Here is a 19263-nt window from a genome sequence, read left to right as displayed (position 1 = left end):
GGGCCAAGTGGCCGGGCTGCGCCGCGAGGACTGCCACTTGCTGATGGACTCCCGCGCACTGGGCTGTGACGTGGAAGGCGCGCACCTTCATATTGTGCGGCGCCAGAACTCCAACGGGGCGTGGTCGAAGTCGCGCCGAGCCTGGGTGATGCCGGTGGACTTCCTGGTCGTGCAGGCTTTCGATCAGTACGCCGCTGAACGGCATGAGCGGCTGGGCGCCGACGGCAGCGACTTCTTGCTGGTCAACCTCTTTCGCCCGCCGATGGGGTCGCCGGTCACGCCGGACGCGATCGGCGATCTGATCGAGGCCCTGGCCGGCCGGGCCGGAGTGCAGGAGCATGTGGCGCCGCACCGAATGCGCNNGCCACCCTGAAAACCCTCAGTTCTTCCCGGAACAGCCCCTTACCTGGCTACACCTTGGATCCACCAGAGAAGTGGCCCTGTCTCACTTTCGGTGGTGACGGAGTGTCGTGACGCGTCGTTGGCATTCGTGTGAAGAATGTCAACGAGCTTGTCCAGATGATGTTTTCGGGCCTGTTCCCGCTGGTCATAGACGACTTGGTCGACGAGGGTGAGCGGATCGCGGTGTGGGCGAGGACGCCTCAGGACATGGCGCCGTGTTCGGTGTGCGGGGTGCCGTCGGGGCGGGTGCATGGCTATCACTGGCGGACCGTGGCCGACGTACCGATGGACGGGCGGCGGGTGGTGGTCCGTGTCCGGGTGCGGCGTCTGGTGTGTCCTACCCGTGGCTGCCGACACACCTTCCGCGAGCAGGTGCCCGGGGTCCTGGACCGATACCAGCGACGCACCACCCGTCTGACCAGGCAAATCAAGGACGTGGTCAAGGAGTTAGCGGGCCGGGCCGGGGCACGTTTGCTGGCGATACTCGCGGCGGGCATCTCACGCCACACGGCTCTGCGTACCCTGTTGCGCATCCCGCTACCCGCAAGGCGGACGCCCCGCGTGATCGGCGTCGACGACTTCGCTCTGCGCCGGCGCCACCGCTACGCCACCGTGATCATCGATGCCGATACCCATGAGCGGATCGAAGTGCTGCCCGACCGCACAGCCGACTCCCTGGAGGCGTGGCTTCGCGGACATCCGGGCATCGAGGCCGTGTGCCGCGACGGCTCCGCGACCTACGCCGAGGCCATCCGCCGGGCCCTGCCCCGTGCGACGCAGATCGGCGATCGGTGGCATCTGTGGCACAACCTGTGTGAAGCCGTCTTGAGCGAGGTCAAAGCGCACAGCACCTGCTGGGCTACCGTGCTGGACGCCCCCATCTATGACGGGCCTCGAGCCCGGACGACGCTGGAACGCTGGCATCAAGTCCATAGCCTGCTCGACCAGGGCGTGGGTCTGCTCGAATGCGCCCGGCGCCTGCAGCTGGCCCTGAACACCGTCAAACGTTACGCCCGAGCTGACCGGCCCGAGCGGATGCTCCGTGTCCCAAAGTACCGCGCCAGTCTGGTCGATCCCTTCCGTGAGCACCTGCGCCAACGTCGGGCCGAGGACCCAGGCGTCCCGGTCAACCATCTCTTCGAAGAGATCAAGGCCCAGGGGTTCACGGGCTGCCTGAACCTCCTGCACAAGTACATCAACCAGGGCCGTGCGGACGCCGAGCGCAGTCATATCTCCCCGCGCCGGCTCGCCCGGATGCTGCTGACTAGGCCCGACAACCTCAAGGCCGAACAATGCGAGCTCCTGGCCAAGCTCACCGCGGCGTGCCCCGAGATGACCCAACTGGCAGCAGGTATCAGGGGTTTCGCTCCGCTCCTTGCACCTCACGCCGACAATGCTGACGCGCTGTCGCGCTGGATCAGCCAGGTCCGCGGCGTCGACCTGCCCCACCTGCACGCCTTCACCCGAGGTCTGGAGCGAGACCTCGACGCCGTGATCGCCGCCCTCACCCTTCCGTACAGCAACGGCCCCACCGAGGGCGTCAACACCAAGACCAAGCGCATCGCGCGCCAGATGCACGGACGAGCAGGATTTACCCTGCTCCGCCATCGCATTCTTCTCGGATAGCAGCACGCTCCGTCACCACCGAAAGTGAGACAGGGCCAAACGAACGGTGTAACTCAGGTTGTTGGAGTTACTGCTGGGCTGCGGAGAGTCGGCCGTCGAAGGTGATGTCGAAGGCGTTCAGCGCGGTTTTCCAACGCAGGGTCCAGCGGGCCTGGCCTCGGCCGGTGGGATCGAGCGACATGATCGCCATGTAGACGCACTTCAGGGCGGCCTGCTCGTTCGGGAAGTGGCCGCGGGCCTTGACCGCCCGCCGGATCCTGGCGTTGACAGACTCGATTGCGTTGGTGGTGCAGACGATACGACGGATCTCGGTGTCGAAGCGGAGGAACGGGGTGAACTCTTCCCAGGCGTTCTCCCAGAGCCGCACGATCGCCGGATACTTCTTGCCCCAGGCATCGGCGAACTCGGAGAACCGCTCGAGTGCGGCCTCCTCGGTCGCCGCGGTGTAGACGGGCTTGAGGACGCGGGCGATCTTGTCCCAGTCCTGGCGGGCGGCATAGCGGAACGAGTTCCGCAGCAGATGGACCACGCAGGTCTGGACGGTGGTACGGGGCCAGACGGCCTCGACCGCGTCGGGCAGGCCCTTGAGTCCGTCACAGACCAGCATAAGAACGTCGTTCACGCCACGGTTCTTGATCTCGGTGAGGATGTGCATCCAGTGCTTGGCGCCCTCGCCACCGTCGCCTGCCCACAGCCCGAGGATGTCCCGCCGGCCCTCGGCAGTGACGGCCAGGGCCACGTAGACGGGCCTGTTGGCGACCGCGCCGTCGCGGATCTTCACGTGGATGGCGTCGACGAAGATCACGGGATAGACGGCGTCGAGGGGCCGGTTCTGCCATTCGGCCATGCCTTCGAGGACCTTGTCGGTGATCGTGGAGATCGTCTGGCGGGACACGTCGGCGCCATAGACCTCGGCCAGGTGGGCCTGGACCTCACCGGTCGTCAGGCCCTTCGCCGCGAGCGAGATGACCATCTCGTCCACGCCGGACAAACGCTTCTGCCGCTTCTTGACGATCCTCGGCTCGAAGCTGCCTTCCCGGTCGCGGGGCACGGCTATCTCGACCGGGCCGACGTCGGTCAGCACGGTCTTGGCCCGGGTGCCGTTGCGTGAGTTGCCCCCGTTCTTCCCGGCCGGATCGTGCTTGTCATAGCCGAGGTGATCGGTGATCTCACCCTCGAGAGCAGACTCCAGCAGCCGCTTGGTCAGCTGCTGGAGCAGCCCGCCCTCGCCGGTCAGCTGAAGGCCCTCGGCCTGAGCCCGGCCCACCAACTCGTCAATCAGCCGGTCGTCCACAGACTTCGCCGACGCCGCCTCAGACGGCTCAACGGGTTCGACCTCGGTCACGTTGTCGCTGGTCATCGATGTATCTTCCATGATCAGGAGTTACACCGAACGTTTTACAGCCCCCCCGTTACCTTCTAGACGGCCTCGATCATGAGGCTCCCGGCCTTCTGGCCCGGCATGACTTTTGCCCCCTGTCGACCATGACCCGGGGGGTGGTGTCACCGGGTCGGGAGGCGCCGGTAGATCGCTGATAGGGGCAGGAGCGCCGGTCCGCCGGCAACGCTCTTCGTAACGTGGTTGCCGGATGTCGGCGCCGTGCCTTGGCCGGGAAGAACGAACCCTCCCAGGAGGAGTGAAGTGCTCGACACCCGCGACGTGGCCGTGTTCCTCGGCCTGGACGTCGGCAAGGGCGAACACCATGCCACCGGCCTCACGCCGGACGGCAAGAAAGTGGTCGACAAGCCGTTGCCCAACAGCGAGCCGAAGATGCGGGCCATGCTCGACAAGCTGACGGCGAAGTACGGGAAGGTCCTGGTCGTCGTGGACCAGGCCGCCTCGATCGGCGCCCTGCCGCTGGCCGTTGCCCGGGACGCGGGCTGCGAAGTCGCCTATCTGCCGGGGCTGACGATGCGGCGGATCGCGGACCTCTACCCCGGCGAGGGCAAGACCGACGCCCGCGACGCCGCGATCATCGCCGACGCCGCGAGGACGATGCCTCACACGCTCCGCTCGATCGAGCTGGACGACGAGACGATCGCCGAACTCCACATGATCGTGGGGTTCGACGACGACCTCGCGGGCGAGGTCACCCGGGTCGCCAACCGGCTGCGCGGCCTGCTCACCCAGATCCACCCGCACCTCGAACGCGTCCTGGGTCCGCGCATCCAGCACCCGGCCGTGCTCACCCTGCTCGAACAGTTCGGCTCGCCCAAGGCGATCCGCAAAGCCGGCCGACGGCGTCTGGTCACGCTGCTGCGGCCGAAGGCACCCAGGATGGCCGAACGGCTGGTCGAGGACATCTTCACCGCGCTGGACGAGCAGACCGTCGTCGTCACGGGCACCGACGCGGCCGCGGTGATCGTGCCCAAGCTCGCCAAGAACCTCGCCGCACTGCTCGACCAGCGCAAACAACTCGCCGCAGACATCGAGGAGTTGCTGAAGTCGCACCCTCTTTCCGAGCTCCTGACGTCGATGCCGGGGATAGGCGTCAGGACCGGAGCCAGGATCCTCATCGACGTCGGCGACGCCACAGCCTTCCCCACCGCCGGGCACCTGGCCGCCTATGCCGGACTCGCCCCGGTGACCCGAAGATCCGGGTCCTCGATCCGCGGTGAAAGCCCGTCCCGCAGAGGCAACAAACACTTGAAACGGGCGTTCTTCCTCGCCGCGTTCGCCTCGCTCTCCGACCCGGCCTCCCGGGCCTACTACGAGCGGAAGAAGGCCGAGGGCAAACGGCACAAGCAGGCCCTGATGTGCCTCGCCCGCCGCCGCGTCGACGTCCTGTTCGCCATGCTCCGCGACGGCACGTTCTTCGAACCTCAAGCCGTCCCCCAAGCCGCCTGAAACATCACCAATCAACCGACCCGCCCCTTGACGAAAGAGATAGGGGCACCCCCCCCGGAGCGGCTTGGGTCACCGCTCCGCGGCTTCGATCAGGTGAGGGACTACGCCAGCGCGCAGTTCGCGCGGAGATGTGGTTGTAGAGGGTTAGGAGTTCTGCGGGCAGTGTCAGAAGGCCAGAGCGGCGAACGCTTCGTCCAGGAGGCCGGGCAGATCCAGCCGGCCATCGGAGGCTGTCCAGTGGTCAAGGGCGACATCGAGGCATTCCAGTGCCGCGGCGGCGCGTGCGGCGTGGGCCAGCGTCGTCGGCTCGGCCTCGCCGGTGCGCTCAGCGAGGGTCTTCGCGAGAGTCGGCCGCCAGCCCTTCTGCTTCTCCAGGTGGCGCGCGCACAGCGCCGGGGTGTCCTGGACCAGCCGCGTGATCACGAGCGCGCTCTGCGGGTCCTGCCGATAGCGCTCCATCAAGGTGTCCAAGGCACGCCGTAGCGCGGTCCAGTCATCCTCGGTGGCAGGGCGGGCGCGCAGCGCCTCGGCGACTTGTTCGCCGTGGGCGTCGAAGGCGCTGAGGACGGCCTCCTCCTTGCTGCCGATGTAGCGCAGGAACGTGCTGCGCGAGACGCCGGCGGCGGTGGCGAGGTCGTTGACGGTGACGTTCTCGTACCCCACGCGGCGGACCAGGTCGAAGGCCACCTGGGCCAGCTCGGCCCGTACGGCACTGCGGGCGATGTCTCGGGTGGTGGTTCGGGTCACGGCTGGGGTCACGCCTCCGATGCTACTGCAGGAAGGACTCACAATTGCAGTCCTGAACACCTCCGTCTACTCTGACACAATGTTTCATATGTGGATCGTCATTTCCGAGAAGCGCTCGTGGTTCACACGCGTGCGCACAAGCTGGACGTTCCGCGCCGGCACTACGGCGGCGTGGGCCGGGACTGGGCCGAGATCAGTAAGGCCGTGATCTACAGCCGTGACGCGCTCCGCAGCGGCGACCTCGGCCACTTCGTCCCGGAGACGGCTGACCATGCCGTGTTCGACCTCGGCGCCGTCATCACGTCCCTGCCCCCGCAACGCAGTGACCGCGGTGGATCGAGGAGCACGCCGTCCTGGCCGCCCCGATGCCTGGCCGAGCTCGGCTGACCCCGAGCACTCCCGCATCAACCAGACCGACCAACCACTGTTCAACCGGAGGCATTCGCATGACCACCTCATCCGTCCTCATCGTCGGCGCTGGAGCCACGGGGCTGCCCGTCGGCTACCACCTCGGGCTGGCGGGAGCCGACATCACCTTCCTGGTACGGCCGGGCCGCAAGGGGGCGCTCGGCTCCACGCAGGAGCTGTACTGCTACGACGACACCGAACTGAAGACCTTCGGCAACTACCGCGTCGCCGATGACGTGATGGAACTGGCGGGTACGGGCTTCGAGTTCGTCATCATCACGCTGGACGGCCACACCAGCCGGACGCAGGAGGGAACCGAGTTGCTGCGCGGCCTGGGCAAGGTGGTCCGGGCCTGCGACGCACACGTCATCATGTGCGGCTTCGGCCTCGGTGTCCGCGAGCACCACCTCCAGGCCCTGGGCATCGAGGAGGACCGGCTCACCCACGGGTTCCTGGGCATGCTCAGCCACCAGGCCGCGGCCGACCTGCCCGTGCATCCGCCGACGGACCCGGCGACACTGGCGCAGGCGAGCGTTTGCTACCGGCATCCGGCGAACCGGATCGGCTTCCGCATCGAGACTGGCAATGCGGCTGCCGCCGAGCGGTTCACCTCGCTGTACGAGCGCAGCGGTCAATCGCAGTGTGCGCAGATTCCCCGTGCCGTCGACGACGTCTTCTTGAACGCCGCCGCGCCTGTGTACGCGGCCAGCGAGCTCGCCGGCTGGCCCGACTTCGCGACCCTGACGCAGGACGAGGAGCTGTGGAATCTGGCCTGCAGCGCTCAGTCCGAGATCATGACTCTCCCGCGCCACGGCGAGACGGGGCAGCAGATGGCCAAGGCCATGGGCCCGCGCGAGACCGCCCAGACGCACCAGCACATCGAACAGGACATGCTGCCGCTGGACTACCAGGCGTTCAATCGATTCCACCATGGCGGCAAGGTCCGCGCCCAGGACATCGGAATCCTGCACGACTGCTTGGCCGAAGGCCGCCGCACCGGCCATGCCATGCCAGCACTCGAGGAGCTGCTGGCCCGGCTTGAGGTAGCCCCTGACGACCAGGCACGGTGACACCTGCTCGAGGGCCCGCGTGCCGGAAGAGTGCCGGGCGGAGTCCGGAATCCGCCCGGGCTCCAGCGGCCGTGAGCGGGCTCGCCCGGCGCCTGCCCCGGTTGCGCCACGCGCCGAGCTGGCGAATGAAGTCGCCCCCAAGCTGCTGGCCAAGCAAGGCCAGGCTGTCGACGCGCTTCACCCGCACCGCCTCCCAGGCCATGCTCCGACCGTAGAAGACCTCGTCGCCCGCTACCTGAGCGACCGCGACCTCCAGCGCGAGATCGAGCAGGGCCTCACCGTCGTCGCGGGCTGGAGGGACGCGATCGTGCCGATGCTGATGACAACGATCGCCTCGGTGACGTTGTAGGTGATGGTCGCATCGACCAGCAGCCGTATCCGACGGGCGAGCGCGTCACGTCGAGCGGGTCCGGGGCCGAGTGACAGGGATATCTCTGCGGTGGTGGTCAGCAGCAGCCCTTTCGTCGCTGTCCGGCCAGGTGCGGTCGGTCTCCACCGCTACCACAGCGGTTCGAAGGTCATCGAGCGCATGGCCGAGGCGCTCGTCTGCCACCTCGTAGCGGGTGTGCCGCCAGGGTGAAGAATGCCGAACCGCCTTGCACCACATGCGTTGCGATCACTACGGTGCTTGTCCATAGCCACTGAGCTGCGAGGACTCCGTCGAGGGTCCGCCTCAGGATCGGCGACCTCCCGAGAACTCGCCAGTTCCATGCGACGCAACACACACAAGCAATCGAGAAGGACACGGCAGGCTGTCGCCGCCGCGGCAGGTCTGGTGGTGGCGGCGGGAGGGCTGGTCGCGTTCAACGTGTACGCCTCCGCCCACGAGAGCGGCGATGACGCGGCGAACCGTGCCTCCGGGCCGGCGCCCCAGGTCCTGGCCGCCGGAGCCGCCAGTACGATCAGCTGTCCGGACGTCGGGGCGAGGCTGACCTCGGTCCCCGACCGGGCCAGGGCGCAGGTGGACAGGGAACTCGCGCTGCTCGACAAGCAGGTGTCCGAGGCGTACCAGCGGCTGCGGGGTTCGGCGAGGGCGATTCAGCAGGACAGCGGCTTCGCCGGCAACGCGATCATGGGACCGCTGAAGGACAAGCGGCTGGCGACGATCGACCGGATCGCAATAGCCATCGGCAGGTCAGGTGCCCGGCCCCAGGGCCTGGAGTCCCTCGCCGCCTGCACGCTGCGGGCCGTCGGCAACGGGTCCGGTCAGGGTGAGGGCGGCGGTGGCGGGCAACGCGGCAACGGCCCTGTGGCGGCCGACTTCGTGGACATCACCAGCGTCCGGCCGAACGTGAAGAACCCGCCGCGACTGCGTGGCGCTTCCCAGGGGGTCTTCACGACCCGTTGCGGCGTCAACAAGAACAAGCTGTACAACTCCGACAACATCATCGTCGCCCCGGGTGTGACCAACGGCGCGCATCACACGCACGACTACGTCGGCAACCAGGACAACGACGCGTTCACCACCGACGAGGAGTTCGCCGCCGCCGCGACCAGTTGCCGCAATCAGGGCGACAAGTCGACGTACTACTGGCCGGTGCTGCGTGTGCAGGACGGTACGCGGGAGTTCGACGCCCAGCGGCTCGGCGGCGGCGCCGAAGGCAACACCGGGCGGATTCTGACCGCGTCGAAGGTCACGCTGGACTTCGTCGGCAGCCCGCGCGGCAAGGTCGTGGCGATGCCGAAGTTCCTGCGGATCATCACCGGGGACGCCAAGGCGTTCACCAACGGCACGGCCAACGCCAACGCCTCCTGGAGCTGCACGGGCTTCGAGAACCGGCAGCTGACGGACAAGTACCCGGTGTGCCCCCGTGGCAGCAGCCTGGTCCGCACGTCCCGGTTCCAGAGCTGCTGGGACGGGCGGAGCGTCGACAGCGCCAACCACCGCACGCACGTCGCGTTCGCCGACCCCCGCACCGGTGCCTGCCCGACCGGCTTCAAGGCCGTCCCGCAGCTGGTCCAGCGCCTGGTCTACGACGTGGCCCCGCCGAGCCTGCGCGACAACGGGAAGTCCAGCCCGTTCTACGCCGTGGACGGCTTCCCGGAGCAGATGCACAAGCCGATCACGGATCACGGCGACTTCATCAACGTCTTCGACGAGCGCCTGATGCGGCGGATGGTGAAGTGCATCAACACCGGCCAGAAGTGCCAGTGAGGGTTCTCGGGGCGGCCACGGCCGCGGCCTCCGTCACGCCCGCGAGCGGTTCTCGGACCTGCGTCGGGTCCGGCCGGTTCAGGACAGGAAGCGGCCGTAGGGGCCGTTGCGCATCCCGGTCTTCTGCTGCTGGCTGAAGTGGCAGTTCGGGTAGTCGTAGAAGGAGGCCGACATCGGGGTGCCGTCGGTGAAGGTGGAGTCGGGGAGGCCGAGGGCGTGGCCCAGTTCGTGGACCATGCCGCCGTACCACCGGTTCATCGGGCCGTTGACGCCGGCGGCGCCGTCGGCGTCGTGGCCGCTGAGGAGGACCCAGCCGCCGCCCCCTCCCCCGCCGGAGACGCCCGCTTCCTCGGCGCCGGCCTCGCCGACGCACAGCCAGCGCTGGTCCGGCGCGCCGAGGCCGAATCTGGCCATCAGTTCCTGCTGCATGTTGAAGACGACCCACCAGTACGCGTCGCCGCCGTTCGGCGTGTTCTCGTACCAGCTGCGGGGGTGGTTGCCCTGGACCGCTTCGACCACCGGGCTGTTCAGCCGGAATGTCACGCCGAGTTCCTGGCGGTAGAAGCGCTGTGCCTCCTGCATGACGGTGGTGATGCCGTTCGGGTAGCGGGAGTCATTCGCCACGTCGGAGGGCCTGAGCCAGAACACCCGTACCGTCCCGGTCGGCGGGTCCGCCGCTGCGGGCGCCGCCTGGGCGGTGCCGGTGAGCGCCCCGGAGCCGAGCGCCGCGATCCCTCCGGCCGCGGCGGCCAGCGCCGCGCGGCGTGTGAACGTGCATTCCTCCACCGGAAACCCTCCCCCGCCGGGGCGCGGACATGACAAGCAGTCTGCCGAACAGGGTGCTGAATACCGGCCACCCCGTACAGGCGACTTCAAGCCGTAGGTGCCGGTTCCCCGGCCGCGTCGGCCCCGGTGGGTGCGAGTGCGGCGAGGAGCCGCAGTTTCTCGTCGCTGTCGCTGTCCTTGTCGGGGTAGTAGACGACGAGGATGACGTCGTCGACGGGGAGTTTGTCGCGGTGGAGGCGGAGTTCGCCGACGACGGGGTGGTGGACCGTGGTCGTGCCTCCGTCGAGGCTCCTGACGTCGTGGCGGGCCCACAGGGTGCGGAACCGCTTGCTGGACAGCGCGAGTTCTCCGACGAGTTCGACGAACCGGGGGTTGTCGGTGTCGTCCCCGATGCTGGTGCGCAGGGCGGCGACGACATCGGCGGTGGCTCGCGTCCAGTCCTGGTGGAAGGCCCGTTCCTCGGGGTCGAGGAGGAGGGAGCGCAGCCGGTTGTGGCCGGGCCGCAGGCGGGGGGAGAGTGCGACGGCCGGGGGGTTGGAGGCCAGGACGTCGAACGCGCGGCCCTCGACGAACGCGGGGATCTGGAGGTGCGCGAGCAGTTCGTGCACCCGCGCCGGTACGTGTTCGGGCCGTTTGCGGCGCGGCGCCCTGGGGCGTGCCGCCGCGAGGCCGAGCAGGTACGTCCGTTCGACGTCGTCGAGGTGCAGGACGCGCGCGAGGGAGGCGAGGACCTGCGGTGAGGGGTTCTTGTCGCGGCCCCGTTCCAGGCGCAGGTAGTAGTCGGGGCTGATGCCGGCGAGCAGGGCGACTTCCTCGCGGCGCAGGCCGGGCACGCGGCGGTTGCCGCCGGGCGGGAGTCCTGCCTGAGCCGGGGAGACCAGCTCACGCCGAGCGCGCAGGTAGCTGCCGAGGCGGTTGCCGGATTCCTCATCCTTCATGCCGACACCGTAATGCGGTGCGCGTGTCCCAGCGGGGGCCCTGGCAGGACCAGGGAAGAGCGGGGCCCTGCCGCGCCCGGGTCGATGCCGCCGAGACTGCGACAGCACTGTCGGGAAACTGAAAGGCAGATCTCGTGGATCTCTCCCACCGCACCGTTCTCGTCGTCGGCGGCACCTCGGGCATCGGGCGCGAACTGGCCCGGCGGTTCGCCGCGGCGGGCAGCAGCGTGGCCGTCGGCGGACGCAACCCCCAGGCGCTCGCGGAGCTCGCCGCAGAAGGCTTCGGCACCGTCGGCATCGACGTCACCGACGGCACCTCCGTCGCCTCCGCCCGTGACGCCGTGCTCGCCCGGTACCCCGCACTGGACACCGTGGTGACCATGTCGGGAGTCATGCTCCTGGAGGACCTGCGCGACCCCGCGCACTTCGAGGCGACGGCGACGACGATCGGCACCAACCTGCTGGGCACCGTCCGGGTCGTCGACGCCTTCACCCCGCACCTGGTCCGGCGGGGTGAAGGCACCTTCGTCACCGTCACCTCCGGCATCGCCTTCCTGCCGTTCCCGCCCATGCCCAGCTACGCCGCCTCGAAGGCCGGGGTGCACGCCTACTCCGAGGCGCTGCGCGCGCAGCTCGACGGCACCGGTGTCGGCGTCGTCGAGCTCGTGCCCCCGGCGGTCGCCACGGCGGGCCAGGAGAAGGTGAACCCGCACGCGCTGCCGCTCGACGACTTCGCCACCGAGGTCATGCACCTGCTCGCGCAGGAGCCCACCCCGCACGAGATCCTCGTGCAGGGCGTCCTCATGCACCGCTGGGCCGAACGCGACGGCACCTACGCCGGCCTCGTCGCCCAGCGCTCCCGGGCCCTGGCCATGCTCCCCGGCCGCCGCCCCTGACGGCCTCCTCGCGCGTCCCCGGCGCTACGGCAAGCGCCATCGGGGGCGTCGGGCGTACGTGGCCGCCCGCAGCGCCCATTCGACGGGGCCCTGGGGGTGGCGGCGCAACCACCAGGCGCTGGCGGCGAGTTGGGCGGCGTAGGTGAGCAGGGCCAGGGCCACGATGCCCAGGGCCGGCAGGTCGTCGGCGAGCGCGAAGCCGTAGCCGGTGTACAGGACCATGAACACGACCGACTGCGCGATGTAGTTGGTGGCGGCCATGCGTCCGGCCGGGGCGAGGGCGGCGACCAGGTGGCGGCCGGCCCGGCCCCGGCAGAGGCGGACGACGGTGGCGACGTAGAAGGCGGTGACGAGGGTGTCGGTGACCGGGACCAGCGCTTGGACGAGGTCGGGGAGGCCGGCGTCGTACCGTTCGGAGATCGCGGCCCAGGCGGCGACCGGGCCGCCGACGAGCAGGCCGGTCCACTGGACCCGGCCGAGCCAGGGGCGCAGCGCGTCCGTGTCGGTCAGGAGGCGTCGCTTGCCGGCGGCGAAGCCGAACAGGAACAGGGCGAGCGCCTGAGGGCCCTGGCCGGGCCAGATGACCTCGGGGGCGAAGGCGGGTCCGACGGTGAGCTGGGTGTGGAGGGTGTCGTGGAAGCCGCCCAGGAAACCGACGTCGCTGGTCTCCTCGAAGAACCAGCCGAGGTCGGTGCCGCCCTTGGGGAACAGGTCGAGCGTCCACAGGCTGTCGGCGGACAGGGCGGCGAGGATGCCGCAGCCGAGGGCCACGGCGATCGCCGGCCGGACGTTGCGCAGCACGACGAGGACCACGCACAGCAGGGCGTACAGCGTGAGGATGTCGCCGATCCACAGCAGCGTCACGTGGATCGCCCCGAGGGCGAGGAGTGCGGCGCAGCGCCGTAACAGGCAGGGCAGCGCCGGCACCCCGGCGCGTCGGACGGCTTCGAGTTGCAGCGTGAACGAGTAGCCGAACAGGAAGGAGAAGAGCAGGAAGAACTTGCCCAGGAAGAGGCCGGTCACGACCGTCCAGACCGCCGAGTCGACCGGCCCGGTGAACGGGACGAACAGGCCGTCGCCGTCGATGCGGATCGCCACGAGGGTGCTCACGACCATGACGTTGGCCATGAGGATCCCCAGTAACGCGAACCCCCGCAGGGCGTCGACCTCGTCGATCCGTGGCACGTTCGGCCCGTTGCGCGCGGGGAGTTCAGTCGGCGGCGCGGGCGGTGGAGTTGTCCCTTTTTCTGGCATTCCAGAACGGTAGGGACGGCCGTACCGCCAGTCGTCCCCCCGTGGGTCGACACCGCCCTAGCCCTGTCGAGTGAGGGGATCAGACCTCAGGCGTACGCCGGGCGGGACCTGCGGCGGCGGGCACGAGGCAGGAGGCGACGCTGCGCAGCTTCTCGCAGGTTTCCTCGTGTTCGCGTTCGGGCCGGGACTGTCTCACGATGCCGGCTCCGGCTTGGAGCCAGCACTGTCCGTCGCGCCGGAAGACGGTGCGCAGCACGAGCGCGGCGTCGAGGGTGCCATCGGCGTCGCAGGTCAGGACGGCGCCCGCGTAGAGGCCACGGGGGCCTCCTTCGAGGGCGCGGATGAGGGGGTAGGCCGGGGTTTTCGGGATGCCGGTGGCGGTGACGGCGGGGAACAGGGCGGCGAACACGTCCCAGGGGCCCTGTCCGGGCCGGAGGCGGCCGGTGACGGTGGAGGCCAGGTGCTGGACGGTGCCGCGGTCGAGGACGGTCATGTATTCGCCGACGACGGGGGCGTCGCTCACCGCGCTGAGGTCCTCCAGCGCCAGTTTGACGGAGATGGCGTGCTCGTGGATCTCCTTGGGGTCGCCGAGGAGTTCGGCGCGCAGCCGGGCGTCGGCCGCGGGCGTGCCGGTCCGGGCCCGGGTTCCCGCCAGGGGGCGTGTGGTGACCTGGCCGTCGGCGGTGACCTCGGCCACCGTCTCGGGGCTGAACCCGGCTGCCTGGATGCCCCCGAGGTCGAGCAGGAAGGAGCGTGCCGGAGTGTTGGCCCGCCGTCCCACGACGTAGCTGGCGACCAGGTCGACCTCCGTGGGCACCGGCAGCCGCCGGGACAGGATCACCTTCTCCAGCGGGCCCGGCCCGCGCAGTTCCAGCAGGGCCGCGGCGACCGCCGCCCGGTAGTTGCCGGTGTCCTGAAGGGGCAGCGTGATCCGGTCGGCCGGCTCCGGCGGGGGCTCGGCGTCCCCTTCGCGGACCCGGCAGGTGAGCGCCTGGAGCCGCTCGGGGTCGAGGCTGCGTACGACGACGCCGGTCGCGTCGACGCGCACTTCGTCCCGGGGCACGACCAGGTACAGCAGGGTGCCGGTGTCGGCGAGGTCCCCACCGGTGAGCGCCGCTCCGAGTTCGAAGGCCGCCCAGCCGTACGCCCGCCAGTCCGCCACCGGAACCGCGGCGAGCTGGGCCGCGATCGTGCTCAGGTCCTTCGCTTCCCGGCCGCTGAGCCGGACCGAGGTCAGGATGCCGCCGGCCAGGGACCAGCCTGTGCCGCTCTCGTAGACCATGTACGGGTCGAAGAGGCCGCTGCGGACCAGCCGGGCCATCAGCAGCAGGGGGTCCTCCTGGAGCGGCAGGCGCGCTTCGAGGTAGGCGGTGGGGGTCATGGCGTGCCGTCCTTGCCGTTCTCCAGGGGGCGCCGGCCCCTCGCGCTGATCAGGGGGTAGGAGTTGACGATGAAGTCGGGGCGCCGCAGAAGTGCCCGGAACCCGTCCAGTTCGCCGTCGCTCACGCCGCGGGCGGCCAGCCGGCCGGCGACCTGTTCGGTGTTGTGGTGGTGCAGGGAGATCCCGGTGCTTCCGCCCTGCCATGCCTCGGCGTACGTGCCGGCGCCGAGCCGGTCCAGCCCGGCCGCCGCCATGGCGCCCAGGACGCGCCGCCCCCACAGCGGGTCGGCTCCGGCTTCCTCCAGCAGGTCCAGCAGTGCCGTGTGGACGCGGTGGAACAGGGCTGCCGACGCTTCGTCGGGCGCGGACAGCACCGGTGTCCAGCCGCAGTCGAACTCCTCCAGCACCAGCCATCCGCCCGGCCGCAGCGCCGTGACGAGCCGCCGCAGCACCTCGATCCGCTCGGGCAGGTGCAGGAGGACCAGCCGGGCGTGGACGAGGTCGTAGTCCTTGCCCGGCAGCGGGTCGCGGACGATGTCGTGCCGCAGCAGGCGTACGTGGTCCGGGCGCTCGCGTGAGGCGGCCCAGCGGGGTTCGAGCTCGGTGACCGTCACCTCGCCCCGCGGCCCCACCCGCTCGCCCAGCCAGTCGCCCAGGGAGGCGCTGCCGCCGCCGATCTCCAGGCAGCGCCATCCGGTGGTGAGTCCGGTCTGTTCCAGGGTGGTGCGCGATACGGGGTCGTAGCGCGCTTCCAGGGCGGTGAAGCGGCCGACGGCGTGGTCGGCGGCGCTGTCGAAGAGGTAGTGGGACACGCGGTGCCTCCGGGTGCGCGAGGAGACGGTCGTGCCTCCACGGTGGCGGCGTGAACGGGCTCTTGAGCAGGGCGCTTTGAGGTTGTCGGGCGGAGAGGCGCGCCCCGGCGTGCGCGTCCCCAGCGTGCGCCGTGGTGCGCACGGGGCGGTCACTGCGGTCGGTGCCGGTGGTGGCTCAGCCGGGCGAAGTGGTCGAGCAGTTCGGGGGCGGCGAGGGAGGTGCGGTGGGCGGCTTGTGCCGGGTCCGTGCCCTGGAGGATCCTGCGGACGGGGACTTCGAGTTTCTTGCCGGTCAGCGTTCTCGGGATGCCGGGGACCGGGACGATCTCGTCGGGGACGTGGTGGGGCGACAGGCCGGCGCCGATGGCGGTGCGCAGCCGGTTCGCCAGGTCGGCGGTGAGCTGCCGGCCGGGCGTCAGGTGCAGGTACAGGATCAGCGTCCCGTCGGCTTGGGGGTGGCCGGTGTCGACGACGAGGCTGTCGGCGACCTCGGGGAAGGCCTCGACGATCCGGTAGAGGGGGTCGGTGCCCATGCGGTCGCCGCCGCGGTTCAGGGTGGAGTCGGAGCGGCCGTAGATCACGCAGCCGCCGTCCGGGAGGATCTTCGCCCAGTCGCCGTGCCGCCAGGCGCCCGGGAAGTGGGCGAAGTAGGCGTCGTGGTGGCGGGTTCCGTCGTCGTTCCAGAATCCGAGGGGCATGCAGGGCATCGGCTCGGTGACGACCAGCTCGCCGGCCCGCTCGAGGAGGGGGCGGCCGTCGGGGGCGTACACCTCGGTCTTCGCGCCGAGCGTGCGGCACTGCATGATCCCCGCGCGGACCGGCAGCAGCGGGCAGGGTCCGACGAAGCAGGTGCAGACGTCCGTACCGCCGGACAGTGAGCCCAGCAGGACGTCCTGTTTCACCTGCTGGTAGACCCACCGGAATCCCTCGGGTGGCAGCGGGGCCCCGGTGGAGCCGATGAAGCGCAGGGCCGAGAGGTCGTACGACGTGCCGGGTGCGAGGCCCGCGGTGCGGGAGGCCATGAGGAGGCGGGCGCCGAGGCCCAGGTGGGTGGTGCCGGTCGCGGAGGCCAGGGCCCAGGGTGTGTCGCCGGTGGGGGCCGCGTCGGACAGGACGACCGTGGCGCCGAGCATGAGGGCGCTCACCTGGTAGTTCCAGATCGCCCAGCCGGTGGTGGTGCACCAGAACACGGTGTCGCCGGGGCCGATGTCCTGGTGGAGGGCGAGGGACTTGGCGTGTTCGAGGATCATTCCGCCGTGCCCGTGCACGATCGGCTTGGGGGGACCGGTCGTTCCGGACGAGTGGAGGATCCACAGCGGGTGGTCGAACGGCACCCGGTCGAAGGCGAGTTCGCCCGGCGTGAGGAATTCCTCGTAGGGCTGGCGGGTGGCCTCGCCCAGCACCGGGATCGTCACCGTGGCCGTCAGCGTCGGCAGCGCCTCTTGGATCTCCGCGACCGCGTCCCGCCGGTCGACGGTGCGCCCTGCGCGGGTATGTCCGTCGACGGCGATCAGTACTTTGGGGCCGATCGGCCGGAACCGGTCGATGACAGCGGGAGCGGTGAAGTCCGGCGGGCAGCAGGCCCAGACGGCCCCGAGCGAGGCCGCCGCCAGCAGGAGCACCAGCGCTTCGGGCCGGTTCGGGACGTACCCGGCCACCCGGTCGCCCGGCCCCACGCCCAGGGCGAGGAGGCCGGCCCGGGCGTACGCCACCTGGTGCGCGAGGTCGCCCCAGGTGAGGGTGTACGCCGACCCGTCGTCGCCCCGGTACAGGACGGCGGTGCCGGCCGGTCGGTGTGCGCTGTGGCGCAGCAGGTTCTCGGCGTAGTTCACCCGGGCACCGGAAAACCACCGCAGCCCGTCGGCCGGCAGGGGTCCGCCCTGCCGCACGGGTCCGTCGCCGCGGTCGCCGACGACGTGGAAGTACCGCCACACGGCCTCCCAGAACCCGTCGATGTCGCTGACGGACCACTGCCACAGCTCGTCGTAGGTCGTGGGCCGGGCGGGCAGCCATCTCATGAAGTCGCTGATCCGGGCCGTGCGGACGGCTTCCTCGGACGGTTCCCACAGCGGTGTGCCCTCGTTCACCGCGCTGTCTCCTCGTGGGCGGCGTCGGGCCGCAGGACTCCGGTCCACTCCTCGGAGCGTTCCGGGCCCGGGGTCAGGATCGTCCGGGCGATCGTCTCCAGGTGGTCGGTGAGGGTCACGTCGTGGTCCAGGAACGGCACGGCGGCGCGCGTGCGCTCGTACAGTCGGCGGGTGGCGGTCGAGAGCCCGCCGGCTCCGCGGAGGTCCACGGCCTGGCAGGCGCACAGCAGCTCGAAGGCGATGACGTAGCGGGCGTTGTCCAGGATCTCGTTCGCGCGGCGGGCGGCGACGAAGCCCAGGGAGACCACGTCCTGGAAGTCGGCGGTGCTGCTGAGGGAGTGGACCGAGACCGGTACGGTCAGCGCGCGGTTCTCGGCGGTCAGCGAGGCGGTCATGAACTGTCCTCCCATCAGGCCGAGCCGGACTCCGGGGTCGGCGCCGCACAGGAAGGGCGGCAGGCCGTTGCTGTGGGAGGCGTCGAGGAACCGGTCGACGCGCCGGTTGGACAGGTTCGTCATCGTGGTCAGGGCGATGGCGAGCTGGTCCATGGCCATGGCCACGTACTGTCCGTGGAAATGGCCGCTGTGGAAGCACTCGTCCTCCTCCGGCACGACGAGCGGGTTGTCGTTGGAGGAGTTCAGCTCGTTCTCCACGACCCCGGCGACGGTGCGGAGCGCGTCCAGGACCGGGCCGAGCACCTGGGGTGTGCACCGGATCGAGTAGGCGTCCTCCACCGGGTGCGTGCCGGTGTGCGGTCCGGCCCCGACCTGCCCGGACAGCTCGGCCTGCCGGGCCTCCTCGCGTACCGCGAGGCCGGAGTCCAGCAGGGTGTCCCACAGGCAGGCCGCGATCTCGTACTGGCCGCGGTGCGGCTTGAGGCGGTGCACGCGGGGGTCGAAGGGCTTGGTCAGGCCCGCGAGGCCCTCCACCGACAGGGCGGAGACGAGCAGGTGGGCGTCGAGCAGGTGCGTGGCGCCGCGCACGGCCAGGGCACCGAGGCCGACCATGCCCGAGGTGCCGTTGACCAGCGCCAGGCCCTCCTTGAACCCCAGTTCCATGGGGGTGATGCCCGCTTCCTCCAGTGCCCGCGCGCCCGGCAGGACGCGCCCGCCGAGCCGCGCCCTCCACTGGCCGACACCCACCAGGGCCACCGCGGCCAGCGGTCCCAGGTCGCCGCTGGTTCCCAGCGACCCCTTGGCCGGGACGCAGGGGACGATCCCGGCGTTGAACATCGCGACGAGCGTGTCCAGGTTCCGGACGGAGATCGCCGAGTTCCCCCGGGCCAGCGACACGATCCGGGCCAGCATGATCGCGCGGACGGTGCTGTCGTCGAGGTGCTCCCCCACGTTCGTCGCCACCGCGTTGATCAGGTTCTCCTGGAGCGGTCCCGCGAGCCGGGTGGGGACCAGCCAGTCGACGAACCCGCCCACGCCGGTGTTCACCCCGTAGATCACCCTGCCTTCTTCGACGAAGCGCTCCAGTGTCCGTCGGGACAGGCCGACCCTTTCCCGCGCCGCAGCGGAAATCGTCACTTCGGTTTTCCCTTGCGCCACTTCCGTCAGTTGCGCGAGCGTCACACGACGTCCGTCCAGTTCGAACATTCGAACTCTTCTCTCCGAAGCTTTCCCTATTTGTCTTCCGACGGTAAAGGCCCGGGCTCGTTCTCTCCAGATGGCCAAAGCTTGCACTTTACGTGAGCAAGAAAAATCTTGAGTTCGGGTATTGCCTCGTGCCGCAATCCCCTGCACGCTGATATACGCCTCACCGCGAAGGAAGTAGCAGCATGGGGACAACCACGCCCTCCGGTTTATTCAATGACATCGACGTCGTGGTCATCGGCGGCGGGCCCGCCG

Annotated in this window: 16 protein-coding genes and 2 pseudogenes; 7 read left to right on the top strand and 11 right to left on the bottom strand. The window is 69.9% G+C overall.

What is annotated here, in order from left to right; genetic code table 11:
• Positions 1 to 519: 519 nt before the first annotated feature.
• Positions 520 to 2028, top strand: coding sequence for an ISL3 family transposase (locus AOK24_RS18175; RefSeq protein ID WP_055721133.1), 1509 nt, complete (start codon positions 520 to 522; stop codon positions 2026 to 2028).
• Between the two features lie 67 nt (positions 2029 to 2095).
• On the opposite strand, the gene AOK24_RS18170 is transcribed toward AOK24_RS18175, so the two are convergent.
• On the bottom strand, positions 2096 to 3388 hold the full coding sequence (locus tag AOK24_RS18170; RefSeq protein ID WP_055721130.1) for an IS256 family transposase: 1293 nt from the start codon (positions 3386 to 3388) through the stop codon (positions 2096 to 2098).
• Positions 3389 to 3670: 282 nt separating this feature from the next.
• On the opposite strand from AOK24_RS18170, the gene AOK24_RS18165 reads away from it, so the two are divergent.
• Positions 3671 to 4876: an IS110 family RNA-guided transposase gene (locus AOK24_RS18165; protein ID WP_107103987.1), complete on the top strand. Its 1206-nt coding sequence runs from the start codon at positions 3671 to 3673 to the stop codon at positions 4874 to 4876.
• 165 nt (positions 4877 to 5041) lie between these two features.
• On the opposite strand, the gene AOK24_RS18160 is transcribed toward AOK24_RS18165, so the two are convergent.
• A complete protein-coding gene (locus tag AOK24_RS18160; protein WP_055721128.1) occupies positions 5042 to 5635 on the bottom strand; it encodes a TetR/AcrR family transcriptional regulator in 594 nt (197 codons plus the stop codon).
• A 105-nt stretch (positions 5636 to 5740) separates the two neighbouring features.
• Between AOK24_RS18160 and AOK24_RS18155 the strand changes: the two genes are divergently transcribed.
• From AOK24_RS18155 to AOK24_RS18145, 3 genes are read left to right on the top strand one after another with little or no spacing between them, the layout of a single operon-like run.
• On the top strand, positions 5741 to 6010 hold the full coding sequence (locus AOK24_RS18155) for a hypothetical protein (protein ID WP_055721127.1): 270 nt from the start codon (positions 5741 to 5743) through the stop codon (positions 6008 to 6010).
• A 59-nt stretch (positions 6011 to 6069) separates the two neighbouring features.
• A complete protein-coding gene (locus AOK24_RS18150) occupies positions 6070 to 7101 on the top strand; it encodes a ketopantoate reductase family protein (RefSeq protein WP_055721126.1) in 1032 nt (343 codons plus the stop codon).
• A gap of 19 nt (positions 7102 to 7120) precedes the next feature.
• Entirely contained in the window at positions 7121 to 7450 is a 330-nt protein-coding gene (locus AOK24_RS18145) for a hypothetical protein (RefSeq protein WP_055721125.1), read from the top strand.
• Here AOK24_RS18145 and AOK24_RS50780 read toward each other — a convergent pair.
• Positions 7399 to 7557: pseudogene (locus tag AOK24_RS50780) on the bottom strand (cation transporter); the annotation flags it as partial. The gene AOK24_RS18145 and the pseudogene AOK24_RS50780 sit on opposite strands and share 52 nt — an antisense overlap.
• Positions 7548 to 7672 (bottom strand): annotated as a pseudogene (locus tag AOK24_RS52735) (transcriptional regulator); the annotation flags it as partial. The pseudogenes AOK24_RS52735 and AOK24_RS50780, both read right to left, overlap by 10 nt.
• Before the next feature lie 138 nt (positions 7673 to 7810).
• Here AOK24_RS52735 and AOK24_RS18140 point away from each other — a divergent pair.
• Positions 7811 to 9256 carry a DUF1996 domain-containing protein gene (locus tag AOK24_RS18140; protein ID WP_055721124.1) on the top strand — a complete coding sequence of 482 codons (1446 nt, stop codon included), beginning with the start codon at positions 7811 to 7813 and terminating at the stop codon, positions 9254 to 9256.
• Between the two features lie 78 nt (positions 9257 to 9334).
• Here AOK24_RS18140 and AOK24_RS18135 read toward each other — a convergent pair whose 3' ends face one another.
• Both AOK24_RS18135 and AOK24_RS18130 read right to left on the bottom strand, forming a co-directional pair.
• The gene (locus AOK24_RS18135; RefSeq protein ID WP_165854433.1) at positions 9335 to 10042 is read right to left on the bottom strand and encodes a hypothetical protein; all 708 of its coding nucleotides are present in this window, start codon (positions 10040 to 10042) and stop codon (positions 9335 to 9337) included.
• Positions 10043 to 10128: 86 nt separating this feature from the next.
• Positions 10129 to 10980 (bottom strand): helix-turn-helix transcriptional regulator, encoded by an 852-nt coding sequence (locus tag AOK24_RS18130; RefSeq protein WP_055721123.1) that lies wholly within the window; start codon positions 10978 to 10980, stop codon positions 10129 to 10131.
• A gap of 134 nt (positions 10981 to 11114) precedes the next feature.
• Between AOK24_RS18130 and AOK24_RS18125 the strand changes: the two genes are divergently transcribed.
• Entirely contained in the window at positions 11115 to 11876 is a 762-nt protein-coding gene (locus tag AOK24_RS18125) for an SDR family oxidoreductase (RefSeq protein WP_055721122.1), read from the top strand.
• Positions 11877 to 11900: 24 nt separating this feature from the next.
• On the opposite strand, the gene AOK24_RS18120 is transcribed toward AOK24_RS18125, so the two are convergent.
• The 5 genes from AOK24_RS18120 to AOK24_RS18100 all read right to left on the bottom strand — a co-directional run bounded on the left by AOK24_RS18120 (position 11901) and on the right by AOK24_RS18100 (position 19011).
• A complete protein-coding gene (locus AOK24_RS18120) occupies positions 11901 to 13130 on the bottom strand; it encodes a DUF418 domain-containing protein (RefSeq protein ID WP_079056865.1) in 1230 nt (409 codons plus the stop codon).
• Positions 13131 to 13209: 79 nt separating this feature from the next.
• On the bottom strand, positions 13210 to 14511 hold the full coding sequence (locus AOK24_RS18115) for a salicylate synthase (RefSeq protein ID WP_055721120.1): 1302 nt from the start codon (positions 14509 to 14511) through the stop codon (positions 13210 to 13212).
• A complete protein-coding gene (locus tag AOK24_RS18110) occupies positions 14508 to 15323 on the bottom strand; it encodes a class I SAM-dependent methyltransferase (protein WP_055721119.1) in 816 nt (271 codons plus the stop codon). Before AOK24_RS18110 ends, AOK24_RS18115 begins: the two co-directional genes overlap by 4 nt.
• A 149-nt stretch (positions 15324 to 15472) precedes the next feature.
• Positions 15473 to 17410 carry an acetoacetate--CoA ligase gene (locus AOK24_RS18105; RefSeq protein WP_055721118.1) on the bottom strand — a complete coding sequence of 646 codons (1938 nt, stop codon included), beginning with the start codon at positions 17408 to 17410 and terminating at the stop codon, positions 15473 to 15475.
• A complete protein-coding gene (locus tag AOK24_RS18100; RefSeq protein ID WP_055721117.1) occupies positions 17407 to 19011 on the bottom strand; it encodes a phenylalanine aminomutase (D-beta-phenylalanine forming) in 1605 nt (534 codons plus the stop codon). The genes AOK24_RS18105 and AOK24_RS18100 overlap by 4 nt, the downstream gene beginning before the upstream one ends.
• Positions 19012 to 19263: the final 252 nt, after the last annotated feature.

Origin of the sequence: Streptomyces niveiscabiei, from assembly GCF_001419795.1 — a bacterium.
Lineage (GTDB): Bacteria > Actinomycetota > Actinomycetes > Streptomycetales > Streptomycetaceae > Streptomyces > Streptomyces niveiscabiei.
The sequence above is the reverse complement of the archived record's forward strand: the minus strand, read 5'-3'. Positions and strand labels throughout refer to the sequence as shown.

Coding starts and splice junctions, on each gene's coding strand:
- AOK24_RS18175 (WP_055721133.1), top strand. CDS start 520: ATGATGTTTTCGGGCCTGTTCCCGCTGGTCATAGACGACTTGGTCGAC.
- AOK24_RS18170 (WP_055721130.1), bottom strand. CDS start 3,388: ATGACCAGCGACAACGTGACCGAGGTCGAACCCGTTGAGCCGTCTGAG.
- AOK24_RS18150 (WP_055721126.1), top strand. CDS start 6,070: ATGACCACCTCATCCGTCCTCATCGTCGGCGCTGGAGCCACGGGGCTG.
- AOK24_RS18140 (WP_055721124.1), top strand. CDS start 7,811: ATGCGACGCAACACACACAAGCAATCGAGAAGGACACGGCAGGCTGTC.
- AOK24_RS18130 (WP_055721123.1), bottom strand. CDS start 10,980: ATGAAGGATGAGGAATCCGGCAACCGCCTCGGCAGCTACCTGCGCGCT.
- AOK24_RS18120 (WP_079056865.1), bottom strand. CDS start 13,130: ATGCCAGAAAAAGGGACAACTCCACCGCCCGCGCCGCCGACTGAACTC.
- AOK24_RS18115 (WP_055721120.1), bottom strand. CDS start 14,511: ATGACCCCCACCGCCTACCTCGAAGCGCGCCTGCCGCTCCAGGAGGAC.
- AOK24_RS18100 (WP_055721117.1), bottom strand. CDS start 19,011: ATGTTCGAACTGGACGGACGTCGTGTGACGCTCGCGCAACTGACGGAA.